Source organism: Pedobacter sp. MC2016-05, from assembly GCF_026239735.1.
GTDB lineage: Bacteria > Bacteroidota > Bacteroidia > Sphingobacteriales > Sphingobacteriaceae > Pedobacter.
Map to the genome: position 1 here is coordinate 67,101 of NZ_JAPIVT010000019.1, position 23,551 is coordinate 90,651.

Genomic DNA, 23,551 nt, shown 5'->3' on the forward strand with positions numbered 1-23,551 from the left:
AGGCCTTATTGCCTCCTTTTTTCGTTATCTTATTTAAAGGCAAACTTTAACTGTTCTGCTGCATAAGCTTGAGCCGCTTTAGCTTCTGGAACAACAAGGGCCATTCCGAAAAATTCATGTGTTACTCCCTCATAATTTCTGCTATTCACCTTCACGCCAGCTTCAGATAGTTTATTGGCTAATATTGTTCCATCATCATGCAAAGGATCAATTTCTGCAGTTATGATAGTGGTAGGAGGTAAGCCTTTTAGATTTGCATTTACCAGCGAAATTTTTGGATTTTGTGCTTCAATCATTGTGGTTAAGTATTTCTCTGTAAACCAACCCATCATTGCTTTATTTAATGGTTTAGCATTGGCATAAAGCTTATAAGATTCAGTATCCATATTTGATTGTGCAATAGGATATATCAAAACCTCGTGTAAAGGGATCATTATATTTTTATCTCTTGCTGTAATAGATACATTCGCAGCCAAATTGCCACCGGCACTCTCGCCAACAACAGCAATTTTCGCTGGGTCACCTTTTAGACTAACTGCATTTTTAACTACCCATTCATAAGCGGCAAACGCATCGTTGTGCGCCGTCGGGAATTTACTTTCTGGAGCAAGCCTGTAGGCAACTGATACCACTACAGCATTAACCTGCTCGGCTAATCCCTGTGCAGAGGCATTATAAACATCTAAGTTTGCAATAACAAAACCGCCACCATGATAATAAACAATCAAAGGATAGGGACCATTTCCGGCTTTAGGGGTATAAATGCGGACATGAATTTTTCCACCAGCAACATTAATGTCTTTACCGCTGGTATCAACTTGAGGTGCTGGAACTTCGATCTCATTTTGCTTTACTAAATCCATAACGGCATCAGTTGGCGTGTGGTTTTTACGAGCAGCAGCTGGGTCTAACGTTTCCAAAGGCTGATCTCCATAACTCGCTAGCTTTTCAATTACAGTTTGCATTTCCGGTTTAATTGTTTTGCCCCATTCTGGCGGAGGACCAGCGGGTTTTAACGCCACGACAGCTGACGAATCGGCCATTACAGAATCTGTAGTGTTTGTTGTTTTATCTCCACTGGTGCAGGCAGATAGTGAGATCGCCAGCGCAAAAAAGGCAGATGACAACTTTAATAAATTGGTTTTCATAGGAATTTTAGTTTTTATAAATGCTTTTTCTATAACGTTATCAAGAAGTTAGGGTTTCGTTTTACGTACAACCTTTTAGAATTTAGTCCCTTTCCAAACATCTACACCAATAAACTTGTTCTATAAAAAACTAAATAATATGTTAACAGAAATTACAGGGTTACCCGATAATGTATTTGGTGTGAGGGCTACCGGCGAAGTTACCAGTGATGATTTGAAGAACGTATTGCTGCCAGGCTTAAAACGAACTGCAGATCGATTTGACGAAATAAGGTATTTATTGGTGTTGGAAACTGATGTAAAGAATTTTACCGCTGGTGCCTGGGTTCAAGATGCTAAGGCGGGGTTACAAAATTTCACTAAATGGAAGAAGATAGCTGTTGTAAGCCACGAGAAAAGTGTAGAATGGTTTTCAGATGCATTCTCAATAGCAACTCCAGGTTCATCAAAAGGTTTTAAACCAGATGAACTAGAAGAAGCCAAAGCGTGGTTAATTACTGATAACTAAATTAAATATTCAACTATGAAATCCGCTCCCTTTCACGCCGTAATCGGGATGAATAATTCAGCTAGCGCATGCAGTGAGTAGGGTTTTGTTAACTTAAATAATTAAAAACAGATGAAAAATTCAAAAACTTCGGCAGAAAAAAGCAAAGCTACTGCACCAAAAGATGAAAAAGCAAAAGGGGCCGATGAAAAGGTTACTTCGGCAAAAGACGCTAAAAAAGTAGATGTGAGTAAGGAGTCGCCTAACAAAGACAAAAGTAAGTGAGTTTAATTTATGAAGATAGATTCGGATAATATTAATCGGTTTTACGATAAAATTTTTGATTGGGTAATAGCGAAAGGTCCGGCTGTTCTTTTAGGCATTGCTGTATTAATTGTTGGTTTATGGCTCATTAAAATTTTTAGTAAATGGTCAAAAGCAGCAATGACGCGGAGGGCGGTAAACCCTTCATTAACACCATTTCTTACTAGTCTAATCATCATCACGTTAAGAGTGCTTTTGGTTTTAACCGTAATGCAAATTATCGGAATCCAACTGACATTTTTAACTGTATTAGTGGGTGGTATTGGAGTAGCCGCCGGTTTAGCATTATCAGGTACTTTACAAAATTTTGCAAGCGGTGTACTGATACTATTGCTAAAACCGTTTGTAGTAGGCGATAATATTATCGCTCAGGGGCAGGAAGGTACAGTAAAATCAATACAGATTTTCTATACCATTGTGAAAACTTTCGACAATAGATCAGTAGTAATACCGAACAGTAAATTATCGAATGAAGTAATCATCAACATCAGCAAAGAAGGAGTGAGAAGGCTAGATATTGAAATTAAGTTTAGTTATGGGATTGAATTTGAGCAAATAGTCAAAGTTTTTAACCAAACGGTTGACGAATTTAAAAAATGCCTCAACACTCCAGAACGTAGAATAGGGGTATCGTCTTTGGAAGATAGTGGTTACAAAGTGGCCATGAACATTTGGGTGAAAGCTCATGGATTTATGGATACCAAGTTATCTTTTCAGCAAGAGTTAATGAAAAATTTAAAAAATGGCGGGGTAAAATTACCTGGAATGCCAGACTAATTTATGCTTTCAGAAGTGCATAAATCTTATCCATCAGCTCATCAATATTAAACGGCTTTGCCATAAAGTCATCGGCAGAAACCCCATCAAGAGTATAATTAGTTGCGTTATAACGGGCGGAAATCATTAACACAGGAATATGGCTGGTTGAGTCTTTCTCTTTCAATTCTTTCAAAAGAACTCTTCCGTCAATATCCGGCAGCATGATATCCATGATGATAACATCTGGATTAAACTCGGATACATGCTCAATAAAATCTGCGCCTTTGTTTAACCCCGCTACATTAAAAGCTTCGCTTTCTAAAATAAGAGTAATAACATCTAAAATTGCATGGTTATCTTCTATAACCAAAATGTTCTTTTTTGACAAGGTTGGGATGATTTTTAAATTTCGAACAAAGATAAAATAAAAAATAAATCTCTAAACTGAATATAGCAAATTAGAGTCATTCTAAAAGAACAGTAATATTTGCCATTTAGAAAATTCTAATACTTTTGTAAGTGCTAATACATCCTATGAATAAATTTTCTGTTGATTTAACCAATTGTGATAAAGAGCCTATTCACATTCCCGGCAAAATTCAGTCGCATGGTTTTTTAATCGCTATCAATAAAATTGATTTCACTATCACCTATATAAGTGAGAACACAAGTGATTATCTTTCTACGCCAGCTAAAAATTTATTGGATCAGCCTATTTCAGTATTGTCAAATCATTTCGTTCATGAACCTGATTTTAATATCGAAAACTTATTAAAGTTAGGGGTAATCAGAAAAAGCTTCGATGCTATTAGTCCATATCCTATTGAAATAAATGAAAAGCCATTTTATCTTATCATAAATACTTCAGTTAACGATTGGCTTTTAGAATTCGAGCCAGTAAGTTTACAATATGATATTCAGAGTTTAGTAGGGAGATCAGCCTCTGCAATGCTGCAAGGTAAATCGGTATCGGCCTTATTAAAGGGAGCCGCTACCGAAGTTAAAAAGCTTATTGGTTATGATCGTATCATGATTTATAAGTTTTTAGATGATGGACATGGCGAAGTGGTAGCCGAAGAAAGGGAAGATCATTTAGAGCCATTTTTTGGTTTACATTATCCAGCGACAGATATTCCGAAACAAGCAAGAGAATTGTATAAGCTAAACTTAACACGCCTAATTGCAGATGTTAATACCGATGATTCTCCTATAATAACTTTCAACGAAGCCACCGCATTAGATTTAACTAACGGAAGTTTAAGAGCTGTTTCGCCTATCCATATCCAATATTTAAAAAATATGGGGGTGTATTCGAGCTTTAGTATTTCGTTAATCGCAAATGGCGAGTTATGGGGTTTGATTGCTTGTCATAATTATAGTCCTAAATTTATCGATTATAAAGCTCGAGAAGGCGCTAAGCTCATCGGCGAAATTTTGTCTTCTGCATTGGAATATAGAGAGGAAGAAGAAAATTCGGAAACAGTGGAATTATTCAACAACACTGCGAATGTACTATCTGAACACCTCAATAGAGATAAGTATTTAATTGAAGCATTAACCAATTACGATAAAACGTTACTGAATGTTACTCATGGAACCGGTGTGGCGATTGTTTTCGAAAACGAGCTAAAAACAATTGGTGAGGTTCCGGATGATGAGTCAATATGGGAGTTAGTAGCGTGGCTTAAAGATAATAGCGACGAATCGATTTATTATACGCATCGGCTTTCCGAAATTTTTCATCCAGCGAAAAAGTATAAAGATATAGCATCTGGAATATTGGCATGTTCGCTAAGTAAAGATCCTGTTGAAATCATGATCTGGTTTAAGCCAGAACAAATATCTACCGTTAATTGGGCAGGAAATCCTGATAAACCCGTAACCGCTGTAGTGGATGGATTAGCGAGTTTATCCCCAAGAAAGTCTTTCGAAACTTGGTCTGAAGTGGTTAATAATACCTCCGAGAAATGGATGCCGGAAGAGATTACTTCCGTTTTACGCATCCGGGAAATCATCGTTGCTCACATTAATAAGAAAGCCAACGAGATTAGACTGTTAAATGAGAAACTACAATCAGCTTATGAGGAACTGGATACTTTTAGTTATACCATTTCTCACGATTTGAGAACACCGCTTACCTCTATAAAAACCTATGCAGAGCTGATGTTGAAAAACAAAACGCTGGATGATAAGGGAAAAAGCATGCTGGATAGGATTGTTAACAGTGCTAATAAAATGAATTTTCTAATCAAGGAGATTTTAAATTTAGCTCGTGTAGGCCGTTCTGAACTCGTTTTTGAGACGGTAAATATGCAATCGTTGTTAGCTGAGGTTAGCGCTGAAGTGTGGTCGGCTTTTAAAGCAGACAATGCCGAATTGATTTTAGGGCAATTGGTTGATCTAAAAGGTGATAAAACAATGATCGCTCAAGTTTTTACAAATCTTATCAGCAATGCTGTAAAATACTCATCAATGGTTAAAAGCCCTAAAATTGAAGTGAGTGCTGTTATAGATGGTGGAGAAACTATATATGCGATTAAAGATAATGGTATGGGAATTGATAACCGTTATTACGACAGGGTCTTTGAGCTTTTTAAGCGCATGGAAAATGTTAAAGATATTGAGGGAACAGGTGTGGGTTTAGCCATTGTAAAAAGAATAGTTGAAAGACATAACGGTAGGGTTTGGTTTGAAAGCAAACTCCATGCAGGTTCAACTTTCTATGTGGCTTTTAAAAATAAATAGAATGACGCCAGACATATTTTATGTAGAAGATGATACGGATTATGCATTTTTTATGCAGAACGCCGTACAAGAAGTTAAAGAAACGCTAAATCTGAGTATTGTAGAAGACGGAAAAGAGGCTTTGGAAAAATTGCAGGCTTTCGCTGATACTAAAACAAAACCTAAATTAATTTTATTGGATTTAAACTTACCAGGTTTATCTGGGTTAGATTTACTGAAATTTATTAGAGATATTCCTTACCTAAAATCTGTTCCGGTGATTTTATTCTCCACCTCAGATCATCCGGATGATGTAAAAGCATCAATTGAGTTTGGTGCCAATGCTTATTTAACAAAACCTGATGGCTATGATAACTTACTGAAATGTGTTCACTCCGTACACGATTTTTGGTTTAACCAGCATTTACGTTTAAATTAATTTTTTTAGATATAACAATAAAGATTCGGGCTTCAATCCGAATCTTTTCTTTTTTACAATTTAATTTTAGATATCACTTAGATATGATTGCCAATTTATTGAGAACGGAAACCGCTGAAAATCATGCGGCATTAGAATCTTTAATGTTTGTAAATGAAATTATGAACAATACATTAAGCATTGAAAACTATAAAAAACTACTAACCATTAATTACATTATACATCAAAAATTAGAAAATAAGTTAGCCAATATGTTAGATACTGCTTTGGCTGATCGATTGGATATGAAGAACAGACTAAAATTAGCTGCGCTGGAAAAGGACCTGGCGTATTGGCAAATTGATAGTTTGACTTTGCCAGCGCTTAACTTCGAATTATTTGTGCCTGAAAAAAACAATGCAGAAGTGTTAGGCGCATTATATGTGCTGGAAGGCGCTACACTGGGTGGAAACGTAATTAAGAAGCATATTTTGGCTAACCCTAATTTTTCTAATCACGAAGGCGGTTTAAACTATTATGGGGTTTATGGGGAAGAGTTAGGCACAAAATGGAAAAATTTTGTAACTATACTGAATGAAAGTGTTATAAGTGCTGATTACGAGCGATGCGTTAGAAGCGCTAATGAAACCTTTAATAATTTGATCAAGTTATCAAAACAGCTTAATTAGGTTTTCGAATTCGGCCTGATAAAATCGAAAAAATACATCTATAATACTGCTAAGGCATTTTTTTGATTGTTAGAATGTGCAAAACTTCTTTCAAATTAAAATTTGCTTTCTGTTGTTAATTCAAGGTAAATATGTATTATTGAAAAAAATAAATTTTTTAAACCTTAAAAACATCAATTAGCGATGGAAAAATTCTCAAAAGTTAAAGCTGCTGTTGCTGCGATTGAAGCAGATGTAGAAAAATTTTATAATGCTGGCAATGCAGCTGCTGGTACTCGTGTGCGTAAAGCAATGCAAGATCTTAAAGTTTTAGCACAAGAAATCCGTGCAGAAGTAACTGACAAGAAAAACTCTGGAAAATAATATTTCGCGAGTAAGAACAAAAAGGGTTTCGGTATGCCGGAGCCCTTTTTGCGTTTAGTGCATTTTGAGTAGCTATCGTTATCCCAAACTTACTATCTGCAAAAGAGTGGGCATCTTAATTATTAGTTTGCAGCTTGTAACGTTGCTAACGCTAACAGGCAATTTGCTTATTAGAGATAGTAACTTTTAAAAGACAGTTTGGGAATTAGCATGTGACAATGCAACAATAGATCAATCCAACAATTAACCCGAAGCCCTATAAAAGATAAAGCTCCCCATCGCGGGGAGCATCTATCCAACTAACAAAACATATTTTTAATTGAGAGCAAATAATTCAAGCTAACCTTTTTTAACCAACTTATATTCAAATACAGGTTTTCCACGCTCACCACCATCGCTTCCAACACCCATACTGACAAATCTTAATTTATAAATATTACCAGCACCATCTTTAACAACATAGAAACGGTCAGATTTAATACCTGTACCAGTAGTCGATCTCCACTTACTTCCTATGGCATCTCTGGCCGTCAAAAAAGTTAAAGTTGATAAATTTGATTCGGCGAAGGATGCGTATGTTAATGTGCTTGTATTTACAACTTCCGCTGCTGAAATACCTGCTAGATTGTTAATCGCGATATAATCTTGAAACCAATAAGGTGAACCTAAGCCAGAATTGTATGTTCCATAACTCCAGGCAAAATCCCATTCTGTTTTTCTAGGTTCAGCACTTACAGCTTTATTATTCTCTAGTGAAACAAAAACCAGGTTATAATCAGCATTCTTTGCAACATCCAAAGTTTTAATGGCTGTTTCACCTAATCTTGCATATTGAATTTTATAGCCAGCTCCATTCCGAGTAATCCTAACTTTAAACCACTTTTCTTTTTCTTTGCTTCCTTCAAAACTGATTAAGAACACTTTATTCTCCGCATCAATAGCGCTTATTTCAGGGATTGCCGTTTTAGTAACGTCACCATCCCAATTATCAACAAGTGAAACAGTTGTGGGGTCGGTGATGTCATGATTCAAGTTTACAGAGGTGCCCTGATCTGCTACTGTCACAGCAGAGATATCACTTTTTGAGGTAGTTACAGCTGTTGTTTGGTATGCTGCATTTAATACAACTCTAAATCTACTATCTGATGTTAATCCAAAATTGAAGCTTTTCCTGTCAACAGCTGTCGCTTTATCAGTACTTAAATCAGCATAAACGATATTTGCGTAATTCGATTCAGCAGTTTTACCGCTAAGGGTTAATGTACTTCCATCAGAGGGTGGCACTACAATTATAGGTTCTTCGCTATCTTTTTTGCAAGCGGTAAAAGTTATCACTAGTGCAGCGATTGCAATCATTGAGTTAAGTTTATTCATGTTCTTATTTATTGTGTTTAAAAATTATTTGTTCCAGTTAAAAGTTAAGCCAAAGACATAAGAGCGGCCATAGCTATAGGGTACTGCACCACCACCCGTATTATGTGCGCCTCCAGATGCGGTTGAAGTATTGCTCAAACGGGTTACATTAACCAGGTTTTTAACACCTGCATTGATGGTGATGTATTTGTAAATGCTTTTGTTCAACATCAAATCTGCTAGGCTAAACCCACCAATCTCAACCAATTGGTAATCTGTAATATTGGTATTTACACTTTGATAACTCGGAACAGCGCCCGAATATTTATAGAATAGACTGATGTTTCCTCTAATTTTTGGAAAGCTGTATAAGATCGTTGCGGTAATTTCTGGCGACCATGAAAATTCAGGTATTGTCAGCCCAGGATTAATTTCTAATTGTTCATTATATCTGCCGATGTAGGATGCACCAATAGTTGCGTTCAAATTTTTATAGATGATGGTATTATCTAAGGTAAATCCTGCAGTTTTAAATTTTGATACATTAAATAGCGTAGTCATCGTCGCATCTTGTGCCGATTGTGCAAATGAGATTCGGTTTTTAAAAAAATTATAAAACCCTGCTAATGTAGAACGCATTTGCAAATCATCAATTTTTAATCCCGCCCAGGTTAATGAACCATTAAAGCTATTTGATTCTTCAGCTTTTAAATTTGGATTACCAATAATATTATGACTGGCATCAACGAAATCATAGTATAACTCTCTCAGCGCTGGGGATCTAAAGCCGCGGGCGTAAGCTAATCTCAAATCGAAATTTTTGCTTAAAACAAACTTGGTATTTAGTGATGGAATAATAGGAGGAGCGGGGTACACCGAGTTTTTAACAAATCTTAATCCTGGTCTGATATTTATTCCCTCAACGGGTTTAATCTCTGATGAAATAAAAAGCGCATAATCATTTATTACTGGCGAACCATTAATTCGTTGTCCACTTGCTGCATCTCTGTTAAATTCAAAACCTGGTTGAAAGGAAATTTTGGAATTTAAAATATACTGTGCTGTCGCCCTGAAAATAGTGGAGTTAAATTTGGCAGTATCCTGCTTTCCTTGTTCGGTACTGAGCACATCTGCACCTGTACTGAAATTGTGATTAATGGTTTTAGTTAAACGTTTCAAATCAGAATAACCAGCTATTGCAGTTAATTGTAATGAATTACTTAATCTCCATTCAGATTGTAATTGATTGGTGTAACGCTTGGTGTTATAACTCTGCCATTCAGCGATGTAATTCAGCGTATTCATACCGCCACGGCTAATAATTTCTTCCCGCAAACCATCCAATCTGTACCAAACATTAAAATCTTTGTTTCTATACCCAATCTTTGTATTGGCAAGCCACTGCTCTTTTGGTTTCCACCGATTGCCACTCGCCAAATCCTGATCAACAATGTCTCTGGAAGTAGTGCTTGGTTTAATGTTCCAGCCAGCAAAATCGTTATGCGTTACGCCAAACAAGGCACTCCAGCCGTTGTTTTGCCAACTTAACCCAAGATTTTGAACGTGATTTCCCTTGTCCGAAAATGCTTTATATTCGTTTCCAACAGTTTCCTCTTGCAATCTTGCTGTAATATTTAACAACGATTTTCCAGCACGTTTGGTAATAATATTAATCACACCAGCTAAGGCATCAGCCCCGTAAACAACCGACATTGGCCCTTCAACAATTTCAATACGTTCAATGGTATTAATATCAATTTGGTTTAAACTTTCCCTTGTATCCGATCGATCAATCATGGGTACACCATCCAGTAAAACCTTAACATTTCTGCCTGTCATGCCCATTATGGTTACATCGGTTGTTCCCAATGTTAAATCATTACTAAACCTGAAACCTAATTCGGTATTTAAAACTTGCTGTAAGTTAACAGCTCCACGTAAACGAATTTTTTCTGCACTGATCGTTCGCACATTGTAAACTGAATTTTTTAACGATTGAGGACCAAACTGACCAGTAACCACAACATCTTTCAAGTCGGTTGCCTTGATGGTATCTGTTATGATTTCCTGTGCAAAAGTTAAAAATCCAAAAAACATCAAAAAGACTGATAAATATATTTTCATTTATTTAGACTAATTATAAATAATTGTGCAAATTTGTCGATAATCAGACACATCAGATAACGCCAAACGGATAATTAATGCCGTGATACGGATTAAAAAAAAATGGGAATTAAAATATCAGACTATGCTACAGAAGAGCCTATTTATTCAAATACCTATCCATATAATTTCGAAGTTGCAAAGGATATTGATGAACACAGTAGCGAAATAGCGAATGCTGATTATCAAATAAAAATCAGCGAGAAATGGTTTGAAGGCATCCATGTTACTGTTGCAGACATTGAAAGCAATCGACCTAGAGATTTTAGATACAGCTCAGCTCAAGAAAATATTGGCTTTCTGTATTGCATTGAAGGAGTACTTTTCATTAATAATGCCGATGAAGCAAGTGACCCGGTCATTATAAACGCTAATCAACAGTCTATTGCTTTTGGGCAATTAAACAATACCGTACTCCATATTAATGGAAGGGTTAAATATCTATATATTCAACTTACCTCATCCTACTATCAAAGAATCGCCAACAAAATATTTGAAGCAGAATCGTTTCAAAAAGAGAAAACGGTAACACCAGAAATGGAGCTACTATTTCAATCCATTATCAATTCAAAATATGCTGGTAGGGCAAATCGGTTGTTTATCGAATCTAAAATTTTTGAACTGATTATTTACTATATCGATCAGCAAGATAAGCCAGAGAGCTTTCTTATTAAGAAAGATGATGTGGATAAAATTCTATTAGCGAAGAAGCTGGTGGAGTCTGATCTCCAAAAACCGCATTCGCTTGTCGAGTTAGCAAGAAAGGTTGGTATAAACGATTACAAGCTTAAACGTGGTTTTAAAGAAATTACGGGATATACCGTATTTGGTTATTTGTATAAAATTAGAATGGAACAGGCTTACCATTTCCTAACTCAGGATAAAAAAAGTGTAAGTGAGGTATCGTATTTAGTAGGTTATAAAAATCCACAGCACTTTATATACGCTTTTAAAAAGCTTTATAAAATTTTACCAGGAAGTTTGAACAAAATCTAAAACTCAACGCAAACGTTTGTGTTGATTAATCTTTGCCTTCGTTTACAATCAGGTCTGATTCTACTATCGTATTGTAAAATGCCTGATTTTCTGAATTAGGACTATTCATTAAATCGAGAAGAATGTTTGCTGCCTTCTGTCCCTGTAAATAGGGATATTGTTCTACTGATGCAACTGGAGAATGATCTATATAGCTAATAATAGGTAAATTAGCATAACTAACAATGTCGAAATCATTAATTACATTGAGTTTTTTAAAATATTTGATTAAAAATAAGGCAACATAATCATTGAAGGCTACAATGGCAGTTGGTTTCCTTTTATGATTTAAAAATTGATTTGCAGCTTCTATGGTACCTTTTTCAGTTAAATCGCAGTTAACGATCAAAGACGGATCGAACTTCAGCCGGTTAAAGGTAATGGCTTGCATATAACCATCTTTTCTTTCGTCGCTCGCGAATAAGGTGGTCGGTCCGTTTATCATCCCAATGCTTCGATGGCCTTTTTTAAGCAGGTAATTTATAGCCTTAACCGTTGCGCTTTCTAAGCTGCAAGCTACATAATGAACATTTTTGAATGGAGGAATGCGGTCGAAAAATACCACAGGAATATTAAAAGAATTTAATTTTTCAAAGTGATTAAATTTTGACGTGTCTTTACTGATAGAAACCAACAAGCCATCAACACGTTGATTTTTCATCTTTTCTACCAACTTCACTTCCTGATCATAATCATCATGCGACTGGGCAAAAATTACAGTATAATTCTTTTTTAATGCCTCATCTTCAATTGCAGATATAGCTGTGGAGAAAAAATGCTCTGATAGTTCAGGTAAAATTACACCGATGGTATAGGTTTTGCCCTTTTGAAATAAAATTGCAGCATTATTTGGCTCATAGTTAAGTGATTTTGCCAACTGCTTAATCTTCTCTCTTGTTACTGCTCCAATACTGGGATGATCATGTAAGCCTCTAGATACGCTAGAAGGAGAAATGTTCAAAAGTCTGGCGATTTCTTTTATAGTGGTTGGTTTGGATTGCATTTTGACTGCTAAACTACTTCTTCGTGATGTAATATTACGAAATTAATCAAACGTTTGCGTTGTTTTTTTACTCCATTTCCTATAATCAAGATCTAAATATCGATACATTCGAATATCTTTTAATGGGTAACCAATATCAAATATTTGAGCTTTATGGATAGAAGACAATTTGTTAGAAACGCAGGACTAACCACTGCTGCTTTCGCAGCCCTTCCAGATCAATCTATTTTTGCATCACCCGTTGATGATAAAATTAAAGTGGTGATGATCGGAGTAGGTTTAAGGGGCCAAAATCATTTGGAATTGCTTTTGAAAAGAAATGATGTAGAATTGGTGGCTATCTGCGATATAGATAACAGGATGTTAACAATGAGTAAAGCCATAGTTGCGAAAAGCGGTAAGCCAATGCCAAAGATTTTTACAGGTGATGAAAATGCCTGGAGAAAAATGTTGGAACTAAAAGGCATTAAAGCTGTAATCATTTCTACTCCATGGGAACTGCATAAACCAATGATAATCGGTGCAATTGATGCCGGCATAAAATACGTAGGATCCGAGGTATCGTTGGGAATTAACCTGCAAGATCATTGGGATGTGGTACACGCTGCTGAAAAAGGAAATGCACAAGTGATGATGCTTGAAAATGTTTGTTACCGAAGAGATGTTCTTGCTGCTTTGAACATGGTTCGCCAGGGTGTTTTCGGGGAGATGATTCATTTTCAAGGCGGTTACCAGCACGATTTAAGGGAAGTTAAATTTAACGATGGTGTTAATCCATACGGACATGGGGTAGAATTTGGTGACAAAGGATTTTCGGAAGCCAAATGGAGAACTAACCATTCAGTTCATCGCAATGGTGATTTATATCCTACACACGGTGTCGGCCCGATTGCTCAATGTATAGATATTAATAGGGGAAACCGGTTTTTGAAATTAAATTCCTTTGCAACCAAATCTCGTGGCTTGCATAACTATATTGTTGAAAAAGGAGGTACAAACCATCCGAATGCTAAAGTGAATTTCAGATTAGGAGATATTGTAACGACCACAATTGATTGTGCAAATGGCGAAACGATTATTTTGCAGCACGATACTAATTTACCACGCCCTTATTCTTTAGGTTTCCGTTTTCAGGGTACAAAGGGTTTATGGATGGATGTGAACAAAAGCATTTATGTAGAAGGCATAAGCAAGCCACATGCTTGGGATAATGCTAAAGAGTGGCTGGAAAAGTATGATCATCCGCTATGGAAAAAATACGGAAATGATGCCCAGGGTGCAGGACATGGAGGTATGGATTTCTTTGTTATAAACGCGTTCATCGAATCAGCCAAGAGGAACGTACTTACACCGCTTGATGTTTATGACGCTGCAACTTGGAGCGCCATTACCCCGTTAAGTGAACAATCAATAGAGCTAGGAAACGAAACAGTGGAGTTTCCAGATTTTACAGGAGGCAAATGGATGAGCAGAAAGCCAATATTTGCTCAAAATGATGATTATTGATAGGAAGCGATTATGCGATCACTAAGCAAGTGATGAAGTAAAACGAGAAGTGTTATAACCACTCCCCGTTTACTGGCACTTCAAATAAATGAATTCACTTGAATTACATAAGTTATCTAAGCTATATGTTGAGCCGGTATCAAAGTTATCACTTTAAAGCGTTCAAAATTAATTTTTATTGAAATTGCCAAAGGCCCCAGAACATTTCTGGGGCTTTTTATTTTGCTTTCCGCTGACTTAAGTATTGAAGTGATGGTCAATCTAATCCGTACATTGGCCAAAATTTTTCTTAATGATTGCGCTATATTTTTTACTCTTATTTGTCGTCTTATTTTTAGTGATCACCAACCTTCCTGTTTTCGGTAGATTACCAAAAGGATTAAGACTTGAGAGAATCCATCAATTGAGCAATTATCGTGATGGTGCTTTACAAAATCAATCGATCACCCCAATGCAGCCTGAAGGCGTAAGTTTGTTGAAGGTACTGAAAGCTTTCTTGTTCGATAAACATCCAAATAAGATTCCTCAAAAATCTTTAAAACATATCCAACCGGATTTAAATAGTAAACCAGCAACGGCTGCTCCAGAGATTATTTGGTTTGGCCACTCTTCTTATTTAGTTAAAATAGATGGTTTAAGGATTTTAGTTGATCCAGTTTTTAGTCAGGTACCGTCTCCATTTTCTTTTATTGGGAGTAAAGCTTTTGCGGGGACTGACTTTGTGAAAGCTGAAGATTTTAAAGATCTTGATGTGATTTTAATCACTCATGATCATTATGATCATTTAGACTATCAAAGCATCATAACATTGGCTCCCCAAACTGCCAATTTTATTACATCAATAGGGGTGGGCTCACATTTGGAAAGATGGGGAATTTCTCCAAACAAGATTAAAGAGTTGTGTTGGAATGAAACTACTAGTTTGTTGAATGGAATTACCTTTACAGCGGTACCGGCAAGACATTTTACAGGACGAAAATTCAAACGTAATCAAACACTGTGGTCGGCGTTTGTGCTGGAGTATAAAAATTGGAAACTTTTTCTAGGCGGAGATTCTGGATACGATAATCATTTTAAAGAAATTGGAACCAGGTTCGGTTCATTTGATATTGCTTTACTCGAGTGTGGGCAATACAATGCCTATTGGCATCATATACATATGTTTCCCGAAGAAACCGTACAGGCGGCGATTGATTTAAATGCAAAAGTGCTAATGCCTGTGCACTGGGGCAAATTCAGCTTAGCCATGCATCCTTGGGATGATTCTATACGAAGAGTGGTTGATTCAGCCCATGAAAAACAAATGCGAATTGTTACTCCTCAATTAGGCGAAACCGTGATTTTAAACACTGAAATGCCAACTTTCAAATGGTGGCTTGATCAATAAAATTTAAACAAAAATATAGTTCTGCTGTTTAAAAACTAAAATCAACTGATATGAAAACCGATCTTGTAGAAATTTTTCAAACCATAAGAGCCAGTGTACAACCATATGCCACTCGAGGTTATACGGTACACGAAAATTCTGAAACGGGTTACGATCTTTATAGCGAAAAAAATATTCAATACGACGACATTAAAGTTACTGAAAGGTTTTTCATGGGCTTGTACATCAATGGAAGCGAGGTAGAACTTAAGCTGAACAGCAAAGATTTCACATTTAAAAACCAAGCCCTTGTTAGCTTTGGGGATGATAAACTGGGATTGAAAATTTCAGAATTAGATGAAGCTAAATTGAAGGAAATAGAAACGTTAGTTGAAATTCTTCACATTCACTTTAAAGAAAATGAATGGATTTAAAGTTGTTTGATTAATTTTGCGCCAATCACAAATTAATCGAATAATTGAACAGTCTCCAACCACCCATGATATTTGCATGGCACACACAACTTAAATCGTCGCTAACTGATTTCAATGTGGAGTGCCATTTTTTTTTGGAGGTCGAGTTTAATTTGCTTTCTATTCATAATCAATCCCTTGTTATCCATTTAGTAAATATCGACAATACGTTTACGCCTAGCCAACTCATTGATCTACAGCAATCTTACTTAATCAAGGGAATCAAGCTTATTCATTTATGGGAAGATGTTTGGTTTAATAAAAATAACCAGGTTTTGGGAAGAATTGCGTCTATCTTAGGATTAAATAAAAGGATACACGGAAGAAAAACCATTGTTCAGAAAATTGATAAGTCTATTGCGCAAACATTTCTAAACGAAAATCATTTACAGGGTTTTGTAAGGAGCAGGCACAAATTTGGGTTGTTTGAGAAAGATAAATTAGTAGCTGTTGGTACTTTTTCTGCACTTCGCAAAATGAATTATGAAGAAAATTATAAATCAGCAGAATTGATCAGGTTTGCGGTGAAGTCTGGATATTCTGTTATTGGGGGGCTAAGTAAGTTAATCACGCACTTTTCAGCGTTGTATAATCCTGATGATATCATGACTTATGCTGATCGGGATTGGTCGGCGGGAGAGGTTTACCAAAAGTTAAACTTTATCCGAACCGATCTATTAAATCCGCAGTTTTTTTCGTTAGATATAAATTTAAATCGGATCATAATCAAAGAGAATTCATTGTCATCTGCCGCCGTATTTAATACTGGAAGTCTAAAGTATATCCTGAAATTTTAACATGAAAGATTTTAATCTTATTATTATTTTGGGAGCAACTGCTTCAGGTAAAACAAAATTAGCAGCCCATGTTGCACACGCCATTAAAGGGGAAATAATCAGCGCTGATAGTCGCCAGGTTTTTAAAAAAATGGACATTGGAACTGGGAAAGATCTTGATGAATACACGATTCAAAATAGTAAAATACCATATCATTTAATAGATATCTTGGAGCCTGGAGAAAGATATCACGTAGATGCTTTTAAAAACGATTTTTATCGGGTATTTGGTGATATTACTGCTAGGGGTAGAGTTCCTGTTTTATGTGGTGGTACTGGCATGTATATCCATAGCCTACTGCAAAGCCAGGAATATACAGCTGTTCCGGTGAATGAAAGTTTGAGAGAAAAATTGCAACTTGAAACTAAGGATGAGTTAATATCGAGGCTTAAAGAATATAACGATGTAGAGTATGTTGATTTGAATTCTAAGAAAAGATTGATAAGGGGAATTGAAGTTGCAACGTTTTTAGCGCACAACGATATAACCATAAATACAGCTCCAAAAATAAATCCTATTGTCTTCGGACTTAAAAACGAGGTTGAAGTAACCCGAGCAAAGATTTTAAAACGATTGGATGATCGTTTATCATCAGGCATGATCGATGAAGTTGAGAATTTAATTTCAGGCGGAGTTTCAAAAGATATGCTAGTTTTTTATGGGTTGGAGTATAAATTTATTGTGAACTACTTAAATGACCTAATGGATTATGATGAATTTAAATTGAGGTTAGGAATTGCCATTTGCCAATATGCGAAACGCCAAAATACATTTTTCAGAAAAATGGAAAAAGACGGTGTTTTAATAAATTGGCTTGATGCATCATTGCCTACTAACCAAATAACTAAACAGATTTTGGCTAAAATTTCATTTTAGTTTATTTTCGGAAAATCATAATAAGCACGTTCTTATTACGTTACCCGCTTCATTAAACAAAAAAGCTCTTTTGGCACATATTTTGTATTTGTTTCACATATAGTTTAACTCAAAAAAATAACTTATAATGAAAACAATTACTAAAATTATTGCTACCTCAGCAGCTGTAGTGGCTCTATTCTTTACAACAAATGTTAATGCACAATCTCGTAACTTCGGTATTGGACTAAATGTTGGCGTACCGACTAGCGATGCTTATAGTTTCGCAATTGGCGGAGATCTTCGTTACCAATTTAATGTAGACAAACAATTATCAATCCCTGTTACAGCGGGTTATACGCACTTCAGCGGCAAAGAAATTGGCGATACTGGTGTTAATTACGGTAGTTTCGGATATATCCCAGTTAAAGTTGGTGCTAAATATTTCTTTGATCAGTCTGGATCTGGCTTATATGGTTTAGCAGAATTAGGTGCTGGCTTTGGTACTAATGAAGGTAGTGGAACATCATTTGTATATTCACCTGCAGTTGGTTATTCTTGGGATAATGGATTGGATTTAGGTGTTAAGTATGAAGGGTTATCACAAAACAGTGTTAATACTGGTTATTTCGGTTTACGTTTAGCTTACGGATTTAGCTTGTAATCCATCAATAAAATAATTCAAAAAAAGCCTTGACGAAAGTCAGGGCTTTTTTTTTATTTTAAAAATTTCTGAATAAAATGAAAATTATAAAATCTGTTAGAATCAATTTATCGTATATAATCCAAAACCCTTAATTAATAATTTAAATTTATCTAACATGAAAACAATTACTAAATTTTTTGCAGCTGCACTTGTCGCAGGTGCTGTTTTTACAGGATCAAACCTAAATGCACAGACTATGACGACCATGGATGCCGGATCTACTAACAATGGAATGGCCTTTAAGGTAGGAGTGGGATTAAATGGTGGTTTGTTCAAGAAAAGTTCTCCAATGGAGTATGCTTACGGTGCCGATTTAAAACTTCAATGGGATTTAACTAAAGATGTTGCTATTACAGCATCTGGAGGTTATACAAAATTAAAAGGCAGAAATAACTCTTTAGATTTTGGTTTTATTCCTGCCAAAGGTGGTGTTAAAGTTTTTGCTATTGAAAGAATGTACCTATCTGCGGAAGCCGGTGCAGGTTTCGGGATTGAAGATGGCGCTAAAACTAACTTTATTTATACAGGTGGCCTTGGTTATGAGTGGGATAATGGTCTTGATATTGGTGCAAGATATGAAGGTTATGTAAATGATGTAGCTTCTACAACTTATTTCAGAAAAACAGGTCAGTTTGCTTTAAGAATCGCTTATAATTTTAAATTATAATTATAGCATCATATATTTCAGAAGCCTCGCAATTTGCGGGGCTTTTTTTGTTTAATTAATATTATAATTGCTAATTTGAGCGGAAAACCAAATACAATGAAAAAAATATTCGGCATTGCCATATTAGCTACATTACTGGCCTGCAACCAAGCGGAGAAAAAAGCTACAGGTGATAAAGACACTTCCCAGAACAACGCAGCAAAGGTATCAAATGAGGTAAAGATCAACGATGTTAAAAAATCAGAGATATTAAATCAATATGTAGATCTTAAAAATGCGTTGGTAGCTTCAGATTCTGCAGTTGGACAAAAGTCTGCGAAGGCGTTAGAGAAAAGTTTAGCAAATTACGCAGGTTGTGAACCCACGGCAGAAATAGCAGCGAAAATTGCTAGTGCCACTGACCTTGCCATACAGCGCAAAAATTTTACTGTTTTAAGTGCAGATATCATTGCCTTATTCAAATCAACAGAGATAGAATCAGGAACACTTTATGTTCAACATTGCCCAATGGCTAACAAGGGAGATGGAGGAGACTGGCTATCGAAAGAAAAGGAAATCAAAAACCCTTATTATGGTAATGAGATGCTTGAGTGTGGAAGAGTTACAGAAGAGATTAAATCAAAATAGCATGAATGTCGGGAAAAATTAAGCATGATTGTTACGTCTTTTTGACTGATTATTCATATTAATTTAACAGATTTGTTATGCATGTATATTAATTTTATATAATTTAGAAAGCTATAAACACAATACAATAATATGTCAGATATTGCAGAGATTAAAGTTGATGGTAAGACAGTAGAATTGCCAGTAATTACAGGAACAGAAGATGAAAAGGCCATTGATATCTCTAAGTTAAGAGATCTTACAGGCTTTGTAACCTTAGATACTGGTTTTAAAAATACTGGTTCTACAAAAAGTAAAATCACTTTTTTAGATGGTGAAAAAGGAATCTTAAAATATAGAGGATATTCTATAGAAGAACTTGCCGAAAAATCCAGCTTTTTAGAAGTATCATATTTGATCGTATATGGTGATTTGCCAACTCAAGAGCAATTAGATGCATTCCAGGGCGAAATAAGTAAGCATACCTTGATTCACGAGGATATGAAGAAATTTTTCGATGGTTATCCATCGAGATCTCATCCAATGGGTCAACTTGGTTCTTTAATTTTCTCACTATCAACATTCTATCCAGAGTGCTTAAAGCCTAACCAAACTGCTGAGGAGCAAAATCTAACCATTATCAAGTTATTGGCTAAGCTGCCTACAATCGTTTCGTTTATTTATAAAAAAGCATTGGGTCATCCGCTTATCTATCCAAAAAATAAGTATGATTACGTAACCAATTTCCTTTGGATGACATTTGGACAACGTACTGAGGATTACGATGTGAACCCGGTTGTTGTGAATGCCATGAACAAGTTACTGATTTTACATGCAGATCATGAGCAAAATTGCTCAACATCTACTGTTCGAATAGTGGGCTCATCAGATTGTAATTTGTATGCTTCAGTTGCGGCAGGTATAGCGGCACTTTGGGGGCCACTACATGGTGGTGCAAACCAAGCTGTTATCGATATGCTTGAGCTAATTAAGAACGATGGCGGAGATACAGAGAAATGGATTGCCAAAGCGAAAGATAAAAACGATCCTTTCCGTATGATGGGATTCGGACACAGAGTTTATAAAAACTTTGATCCAAGGGCGAAAATCATTAAAAAAGCTTGTGATGATATTTTGGAAAACTTAGGTATTGATGATCCAATTTTAGAAATCGCTAAAAAATTAGAAGAGGCAGCATTAACTGATCAATATTTCATTGATAGAAAGTTATATCCTAACGTAGATTTCTATTCAGGCATCATTTACAGAGCATTAGGGTTCCCATCTGAAATGTTTACCGTGTTATTTGCCCTGGGTCGCCTACCGGGATGGATTGCTCAATGGAAAGAAATGCATGAAAATAAAGAGCCGATTGGTCGTCCACGTCAAATTTACGTTGGTGAAACTGATAGGGCGTTCGTTGATATTAAGAGCAGAAAATAATAGTAATTTAGTCCATAAAAAAAAGCTTCAGAATTTCTGAAGCTTTTTTTATACCCTTTATTTTGATCAGGTTACTACGTAATAAATTAAGTTGAGCATCACCATTTCAGTTAATTTAAGTGATAGGAAGTATAATATAATGATCATGATCATCTTCCCAACTACTTTTTTTCGTTGGTAAAATATTTTCAACGCATTAAACATATACCAGCAAATCCACACGAAAATAGCTATTCCAATGAGGTTTGACATGTTGGAATCTTCGCCGAAAATATATTTTATTAACGGTTTGGTAAATATGGAGACGATGAAGAATGCAGTCATTCCATGTATTGTGAAGATCAGGTGATCCAGATAATAAATGTGATTTCTTCTAAAATTCCACATAATGAAAAGTGCAAGCAAAGGCATCATCAGGAAATATTGCTTCGGTCTGTTGTGTTCAAGGGTTTCCTGAATAACTTCTGCTTTTTCCCCAATAGATATAGCTCGTTTCTTGATCATTCTATCTAACCAATTGTCCTGCTCTATCGGATTTAAAGTTTTCTGTCTCGCTAAATATGCAGCATAAGTACTGTCATTTCGATCATCGTGAATTTCACTAAACTTTCGAATTACCTTAGTTAACGAATCCGATCGGTTGGCTTTGTTCAGCTTTTTCAGGGTTTCTAACGCTATTTTTTGGTCCTTAAAACTTAAGGCTTTGAAATCTTCACGATCTAAATCTTCAGCGATATGCTTCGTAGTTTCATTCATGATACCTGGTACTGCTTTTACCAGTCCGGCATTTTTCAATACTTTGTTTACACTATCTAGTGTAGCTTTTCTTTTTTGAGTTTCGGCGGCAGTTACTGGCTTGTGTTCGTTTTCTATTTCGACATGAGTAGGTGAGTAGGCAACCAAAAAATAAACAATAGACACAAAAATGTACATGCTTACCGGATTGATATACCTGGCTCTTTTTCCAGCTAAATAATCTAACGTAACCTGACCAGGTTTAGTTAAAAGGGGAACAAGTGTTTGAAAAAATTTATTATCGAAATGGAAGTAATGTGCAATGCTATGGCTTATGAAGCCCCAAAAACTTTCTTTTAATTCTAGATTGGGTTGCCCACAATTGCTACAATAATGCTTTTCTACATGCGAGCCACAATTTAAACAATTGTGTTCTTTTCTATACTTACCAGCTGACATAGGTGATTTCGAAATATTTAGTGTGTAATGGCATCAATAGCTTTCTCTTCTGCTTTGGTGTGTTTGTGCTTAAATAATAATGCAAATAAGACCGTAATGATTAACGCATAAATGGCGAATGTTAGCCACACGCTGTGCCAGTTTATAACCGGTATTGCTCTACTCAATTGACCATTATCTAAAACAGAAATTCCTTTTGAACCCAAAAAACTAATTAATAGCTTATTATTAGGTTGTGCTGAAACTAATGTTGCTAATTCTTGAATAGTAGTGTATGCGCTTGTAAAATATTTTTGAATGATCCAGCCAGATGTTAAACTTCCTAATATTGCTCCAAATCCATTTGTCATCATCATAAACATACCTTGCGCTGAGGAACGCATTTTTGGAGTAGTTGAGGTTTCAACAAATAATGATCCTGAAATGTTAAAAAAGTCAAACGCCATTCCATAAACAATACAACTTAAAATGATCATCCACAATCCATCTGCTGGGTTTCCAAAGGCAAATAAACCAAATCTGAATACCCAAGCCAGCATAGAAATAACCATTACATTCTTAATTCCATACCTTTTTAAGAAAAAGGGGATGGCTAGAATGAACAATGTTTCGGAAATTTGAGAAATTGATAAAATTAAGGTGGATCTTTTTACTACATAGAGTTCAGCATATTGGGGAAACATTTTAAATTCATCAAGAAACACATCTCCATATGCATTTGTTAATTGCAATGCTCCACCTAAAAACATTGAGAAAATAAAAAATAATCCCATTTTATAATCTGCGAATAATTTGAACGATTCTAGTCCTAATTTTTGCACCCATGATTTTTTTTCGCTGATTAACTTTAATGGTTTACATGCCGGAAGAGTAAATGAATAAATGCCTAATGCAAAAGCACTTACTCCAGCTATGTAGAATTGATTTGCACTTGCTTTATTACCTGTTAAATTGGTAATCCACATGGCCACAATAAATCCTACGGTTCCCCAAACCCTTATTGGTGGAAAACTTTTAATAACATCAAATTCGCTATTTTTAAGCGTTGTATAGCTAATAGAATTGCTTAATGCGATGGTTGGCATATAAAAACACATTGCCAATAATATTACCCAAAAGAAGCTGTTAGGACTTGTAACTTGTGGTAGGTAAAACATTACACTGGCATACAAAATATGCAAAACTGCATACAGTTTTTCTGCATTAATCCATTTGTCTGCCATAATACCAGTTAAGGTCGGCATAAATAGAGAGGCAATTCCCATCGTAGAAAATATGATTCCAAAGTCTGCACCATCCCATTGTTTGGTTCCGAACCAATAGTTTGCAATTGTAATAAGCCATGCTGCCCACACAAAAAATTGCATAAAGCTCATCACGGTTAAGCGGAACTTAACATTCATCATATTAGTTTGTTTGATTTTTTTGAAAG

24 protein-coding genes are annotated in these 23,551 nt (G+C 35.7%); 17 read left to right on the forward strand and 7 right to left on the reverse strand.

The window, feature by feature from the left end:
* Window positions 1-29: 29 nt before the first annotated feature.
* Window positions 30-1,148, reverse strand: coding sequence for an alpha/beta hydrolase (locus tag OQZ33_RS19675; RefSeq protein WP_265801048.1), 1,119 nt, complete (start codon window positions 1,146-1,148; stop codon window positions 30-32).
* A 139-nt stretch (window positions 1,149-1,287) separates the two neighbouring features.
* Here OQZ33_RS19675 and OQZ33_RS19680 point away from each other — a divergent pair, with 139 nt between their 5' ends.
* From OQZ33_RS19680 to OQZ33_RS19690, 3 genes are all read left to right on the forward strand, one after another.
* Window positions 1,288-1,656 (forward strand): STAS/SEC14 domain-containing protein, encoded by a 369-nt coding sequence (locus tag OQZ33_RS19680; RefSeq protein WP_265801050.1) that lies wholly within the window; start codon window positions 1,288-1,290, stop codon window positions 1,654-1,656.
* Window positions 1,657-1,767: 111 nt separating this feature from the next.
* Complete coding sequence (locus OQZ33_RS19685; RefSeq protein WP_265801052.1) at window positions 1,768-1,920, forward strand: hypothetical protein; 153 nt, start codon at window positions 1,768-1,770, stop codon at window positions 1,918-1,920.
* A 9-nt stretch (window positions 1,921-1,929) separates the two neighbouring features.
* Entirely contained in the window at window positions 1,930-2,736 is an 807-nt protein-coding gene (locus tag OQZ33_RS19690; protein ID WP_265801053.1) for a mechanosensitive ion channel family protein, read from the forward strand.
* 1 nt (window position 2,737) lies between these two features.
* Here OQZ33_RS19690 and OQZ33_RS19695 read toward each other — a convergent pair whose 3' ends face one another.
* Window positions 2,738-3,088 carry a response regulator transcription factor gene (locus tag OQZ33_RS19695; RefSeq protein WP_265801055.1) on the reverse strand — a complete coding sequence of 117 codons (351 nt, stop codon included), beginning with the start codon at window positions 3,086-3,088 and terminating at the stop codon, window positions 2,738-2,740.
* 164 nt (window positions 3,089-3,252) lie between these two features.
* Here OQZ33_RS19695 and OQZ33_RS19700 point away from each other — a divergent pair, with 164 nt between their 5' ends.
* The 4 genes from OQZ33_RS19700 (at window position 3,253) to OQZ33_RS19715 (ending at window position 6,912) form a co-directional block, all read left to right on the forward strand.
* Entirely contained in the window at window positions 3,253-5,463 is a 2,211-nt protein-coding gene (locus tag OQZ33_RS19700) for an ATP-binding protein (protein WP_265801056.1), read from the forward strand.
* 1 nt (window position 5,464) lies between these two features.
* Window positions 5,465-5,881 (forward strand): response regulator, encoded by a 417-nt coding sequence (locus OQZ33_RS19705; RefSeq protein ID WP_056849278.1) that lies wholly within the window; start codon window positions 5,465-5,467, stop codon window positions 5,879-5,881.
* An 83-nt stretch (window positions 5,882-5,964) separates the two neighbouring features.
* Window positions 5,965-6,549 (forward strand): biliverdin-producing heme oxygenase, encoded by a 585-nt coding sequence (locus OQZ33_RS19710; protein ID WP_265801058.1) that lies wholly within the window; start codon window positions 5,965-5,967, stop codon window positions 6,547-6,549.
* 183 nt (window positions 6,550-6,732) lie between these two features.
* Window positions 6,733-6,912: a hypothetical protein gene (locus OQZ33_RS19715; RefSeq protein ID WP_010602585.1), complete on the forward strand. Its 180-nt coding sequence runs from the start codon at window positions 6,733-6,735 to the stop codon at window positions 6,910-6,912.
* 339 nt (window positions 6,913-7,251) lie between these two features.
* Here the strand turns inward: OQZ33_RS19715 and OQZ33_RS19720 are convergent, their stop codons facing one another.
* Both OQZ33_RS19720 and OQZ33_RS19725 read right to left on the reverse strand, forming a co-directional pair.
* A complete protein-coding gene (locus OQZ33_RS19720) occupies window positions 7,252-8,286 on the reverse strand; it encodes an HmuY family protein (protein WP_265801061.1) in 1,035 nt (344 codons plus the stop codon).
* Window positions 8,287-8,310: 24 nt separating this feature from the next.
* Window positions 8,311-10,389, reverse strand: a complete 2,079-nt coding sequence (locus tag OQZ33_RS19725; protein WP_265801062.1) for a TonB-dependent receptor plug domain-containing protein — start codon at window positions 10,387-10,389, stop codon at window positions 8,311-8,313.
* A 102-nt stretch (window positions 10,390-10,491) separates the two neighbouring features.
* On the opposite strand from OQZ33_RS19725, the gene OQZ33_RS19730 reads away from it, so the two are divergent.
* Entirely contained in the window at window positions 10,492-11,424 is a 933-nt protein-coding gene (locus OQZ33_RS19730; RefSeq protein WP_265801063.1) for a helix-turn-helix domain-containing protein, read from the forward strand.
* 25 nt (window positions 11,425-11,449) lie between these two features.
* On the opposite strand, the gene OQZ33_RS19735 is transcribed toward OQZ33_RS19730, so the two are convergent.
* Entirely contained in the window at window positions 11,450-12,466 is a 1,017-nt protein-coding gene (locus OQZ33_RS19735; protein WP_265801065.1) for a LacI family DNA-binding transcriptional regulator, read from the reverse strand.
* A 153-nt stretch (window positions 12,467-12,619) separates the two neighbouring features.
* Here OQZ33_RS19735 and OQZ33_RS19740 point away from each other — a divergent pair, with 153 nt between their 5' ends.
* The 9 genes from OQZ33_RS19740 (at window position 12,620) to OQZ33_RS19780 (ending at window position 20,925) form a co-directional block, all read left to right on the forward strand.
* Window positions 12,620-13,972: a Gfo/Idh/MocA family protein gene (locus OQZ33_RS19740; protein WP_265801067.1), complete on the forward strand. Its 1,353-nt coding sequence runs from the start codon at window positions 12,620-12,622 to the stop codon at window positions 13,970-13,972.
* A 292-nt stretch (window positions 13,973-14,264) separates the two neighbouring features.
* Window positions 14,265-15,359 carry an MBL fold metallo-hydrolase gene (locus tag OQZ33_RS19745; protein WP_265801068.1) on the forward strand — a complete coding sequence of 365 codons (1,095 nt, stop codon included), beginning with the start codon at window positions 14,265-14,267 and terminating at the stop codon, window positions 15,357-15,359.
* A gap of 50 nt (window positions 15,360-15,409) precedes the next feature.
* Window positions 15,410-15,772, forward strand: a complete 363-nt coding sequence (locus OQZ33_RS19750) for a hypothetical protein (protein ID WP_265801070.1) — start codon at window positions 15,410-15,412, stop codon at window positions 15,770-15,772.
* A 65-nt stretch (window positions 15,773-15,837) separates the two neighbouring features.
* The gene (locus tag OQZ33_RS19755) at window positions 15,838-16,608 is read left to right on the forward strand and encodes a hypothetical protein (RefSeq protein ID WP_265801071.1); all 771 of its coding nucleotides are present in this window, start codon (window positions 15,838-15,840) and stop codon (window positions 16,606-16,608) included.
* Window position 16,609: 1 nt separating this feature from the next.
* Window positions 16,610-17,524 carry a tRNA (adenosine(37)-N6)-dimethylallyltransferase MiaA gene (gene miaA / locus OQZ33_RS19760; RefSeq protein WP_265801073.1) on the forward strand — a complete coding sequence of 305 codons (915 nt, stop codon included), beginning with the start codon at window positions 16,610-16,612 and terminating at the stop codon, window positions 17,522-17,524.
* A gap of 127 nt (window positions 17,525-17,651) precedes the next feature.
* Window positions 17,652-18,167: an outer membrane beta-barrel protein gene (locus OQZ33_RS19765; protein ID WP_265801075.1), complete on the forward strand. Its 516-nt coding sequence runs from the start codon at window positions 17,652-17,654 to the stop codon at window positions 18,165-18,167.
* Between the two features lie 157 nt (window positions 18,168-18,324).
* A complete protein-coding gene (locus OQZ33_RS19770; RefSeq protein ID WP_265801077.1) occupies window positions 18,325-18,876 on the forward strand; it encodes a hypothetical protein in 552 nt (183 codons plus the stop codon).
* A 96-nt stretch (window positions 18,877-18,972) separates the two neighbouring features.
* Complete coding sequence (locus OQZ33_RS19775) at window positions 18,973-19,503, forward strand: DUF3347 domain-containing protein (protein ID WP_265801079.1); 531 nt, start codon at window positions 18,973-18,975, stop codon at window positions 19,501-19,503.
* Window positions 19,504-19,635: 132 nt separating this feature from the next.
* Window positions 19,636-20,925 carry a citrate synthase gene (locus tag OQZ33_RS19780; protein ID WP_265801080.1) on the forward strand — a complete coding sequence of 430 codons (1,290 nt, stop codon included), beginning with the start codon at window positions 19,636-19,638 and terminating at the stop codon, window positions 20,923-20,925.
* A 66-nt stretch (window positions 20,926-20,991) separates the two neighbouring features.
* On the opposite strand, the gene OQZ33_RS19785 is transcribed toward OQZ33_RS19780, so the two are convergent.
* Together OQZ33_RS19785 and OQZ33_RS19790 are read right to left on the reverse strand one after the other, a co-directional pair.
* The gene (locus tag OQZ33_RS19785; RefSeq protein ID WP_265801081.1) at window positions 20,992-22,119 is read right to left on the reverse strand and encodes a DUF3667 domain-containing protein; all 1,128 of its coding nucleotides are present in this window, start codon (window positions 22,117-22,119) and stop codon (window positions 20,992-20,994) included.
* A 17-nt stretch (window positions 22,120-22,136) separates the two neighbouring features.
* Entirely contained in the window at window positions 22,137-23,522 is a 1,386-nt protein-coding gene (locus OQZ33_RS19790) for a nucleoside permease (RefSeq protein WP_265801116.1), read from the reverse strand.
* Between the last annotated feature and the right edge of the window lie 29 nt (window positions 23,523-23,551).

What these genes read in the sequence shown, in the direction of transcription:
- OQZ33_RS19725 (WP_265801062.1), bottom strand. Translation starts at nt 10,389, where the DNA reads ATGAAAATATATTTATCAGTCTTTTTGATGTTTTTTGGATTTTTAACT.
- OQZ33_RS19705 (WP_056849278.1), top strand. Translation starts at nt 5,465, where the DNA reads ATGACGCCAGACATATTTTATGTAGAAGATGATACGGATTATGCATTT.
- OQZ33_RS19720 (WP_265801061.1), bottom strand. Translation starts at nt 8,286, where the DNA reads ATGAATAAACTTAACTCAATGATTGCAATCGCTGCACTAGTGATAACT.
- OQZ33_RS19700 (WP_265801056.1), top strand. Translation starts at nt 3,253, where the DNA reads ATGAATAAATTTTCTGTTGATTTAACCAATTGTGATAAAGAGCCTATT.
- OQZ33_RS19775 (WP_265801079.1), top strand. Translation starts at nt 18,973, where the DNA reads ATGAAAAAAATATTCGGCATTGCCATATTAGCTACATTACTGGCCTGC.
- OQZ33_RS19735 (WP_265801065.1), bottom strand. Translation starts at nt 12,466, where the DNA reads ATGCAATCCAAACCAACCACTATAAAAGAAATCGCCAGACTTTTGAAC.
- OQZ33_RS19675 (WP_265801048.1), bottom strand. Translation starts at nt 1,148, where the DNA reads ATGAAAACCAATTTATTAAAGTTGTCATCTGCCTTTTTTGCGCTGGCG.
- OQZ33_RS19780 (WP_265801080.1), top strand. Translation starts at nt 19,636, where the DNA reads ATGTCAGATATTGCAGAGATTAAAGTTGATGGTAAGACAGTAGAATTG.
- OQZ33_RS19790 (WP_265801116.1), bottom strand. Translation starts at nt 23,522, where the DNA reads ATGAATGTTAAGTTCCGCTTAACCGTGATGAGCTTTATGCAATTTTTT.
- OQZ33_RS19770 (WP_265801077.1), top strand. Translation starts at nt 18,325, where the DNA reads ATGAAAACAATTACTAAATTTTTTGCAGCTGCACTTGTCGCAGGTGCT.
- OQZ33_RS19690 (WP_265801053.1), top strand. Translation starts at nt 1,930, where the DNA reads ATGAAGATAGATTCGGATAATATTAATCGGTTTTACGATAAAATTTTT.
- OQZ33_RS19680 (WP_265801050.1), top strand. Translation starts at nt 1,288, where the DNA reads ATGTTAACAGAAATTACAGGGTTACCCGATAATGTATTTGGTGTGAGG.
- OQZ33_RS19745 (WP_265801068.1), top strand. Translation starts at nt 14,265, where the DNA reads ATGATTGCGCTATATTTTTTACTCTTATTTGTCGTCTTATTTTTAGTG.
- OQZ33_RS19730 (WP_265801063.1), top strand. Translation starts at nt 10,492, where the DNA reads ATGGGAATTAAAATATCAGACTATGCTACAGAAGAGCCTATTTATTCA.
- OQZ33_RS19765 (WP_265801075.1), top strand. Translation starts at nt 17,652, where the DNA reads ATGAAAACAATTACTAAAATTATTGCTACCTCAGCAGCTGTAGTGGCT.
- OQZ33_RS19715 (WP_010602585.1), top strand. Translation starts at nt 6,733, where the DNA reads ATGGAAAAATTCTCAAAAGTTAAAGCTGCTGTTGCTGCGATTGAAGCA.
- OQZ33_RS19710 (WP_265801058.1), top strand. Translation starts at nt 5,965, where the DNA reads ATGATTGCCAATTTATTGAGAACGGAAACCGCTGAAAATCATGCGGCA.
- OQZ33_RS19750 (WP_265801070.1), top strand. Translation starts at nt 15,410, where the DNA reads ATGAAAACCGATCTTGTAGAAATTTTTCAAACCATAAGAGCCAGTGTA.
- OQZ33_RS19755 (WP_265801071.1), top strand. Translation starts at nt 15,838, where the DNA reads ATGATATTTGCATGGCACACACAACTTAAATCGTCGCTAACTGATTTC.
- miaA (WP_265801073.1), top strand. Translation starts at nt 16,610, where the DNA reads ATGAAAGATTTTAATCTTATTATTATTTTGGGAGCAACTGCTTCAGGT.
- OQZ33_RS19785 (WP_265801081.1), bottom strand. Translation starts at nt 22,119, where the DNA reads ATGTCAGCTGGTAAGTATAGAAAAGAACACAATTGTTTAAATTGTGGC.
- OQZ33_RS19740 (WP_265801067.1), top strand. Translation starts at nt 12,620, where the DNA reads ATGGATAGAAGACAATTTGTTAGAAACGCAGGACTAACCACTGCTGCT.
- OQZ33_RS19685 (WP_265801052.1), top strand. Translation starts at nt 1,768, where the DNA reads ATGAAAAATTCAAAAACTTCGGCAGAAAAAAGCAAAGCTACTGCACCA.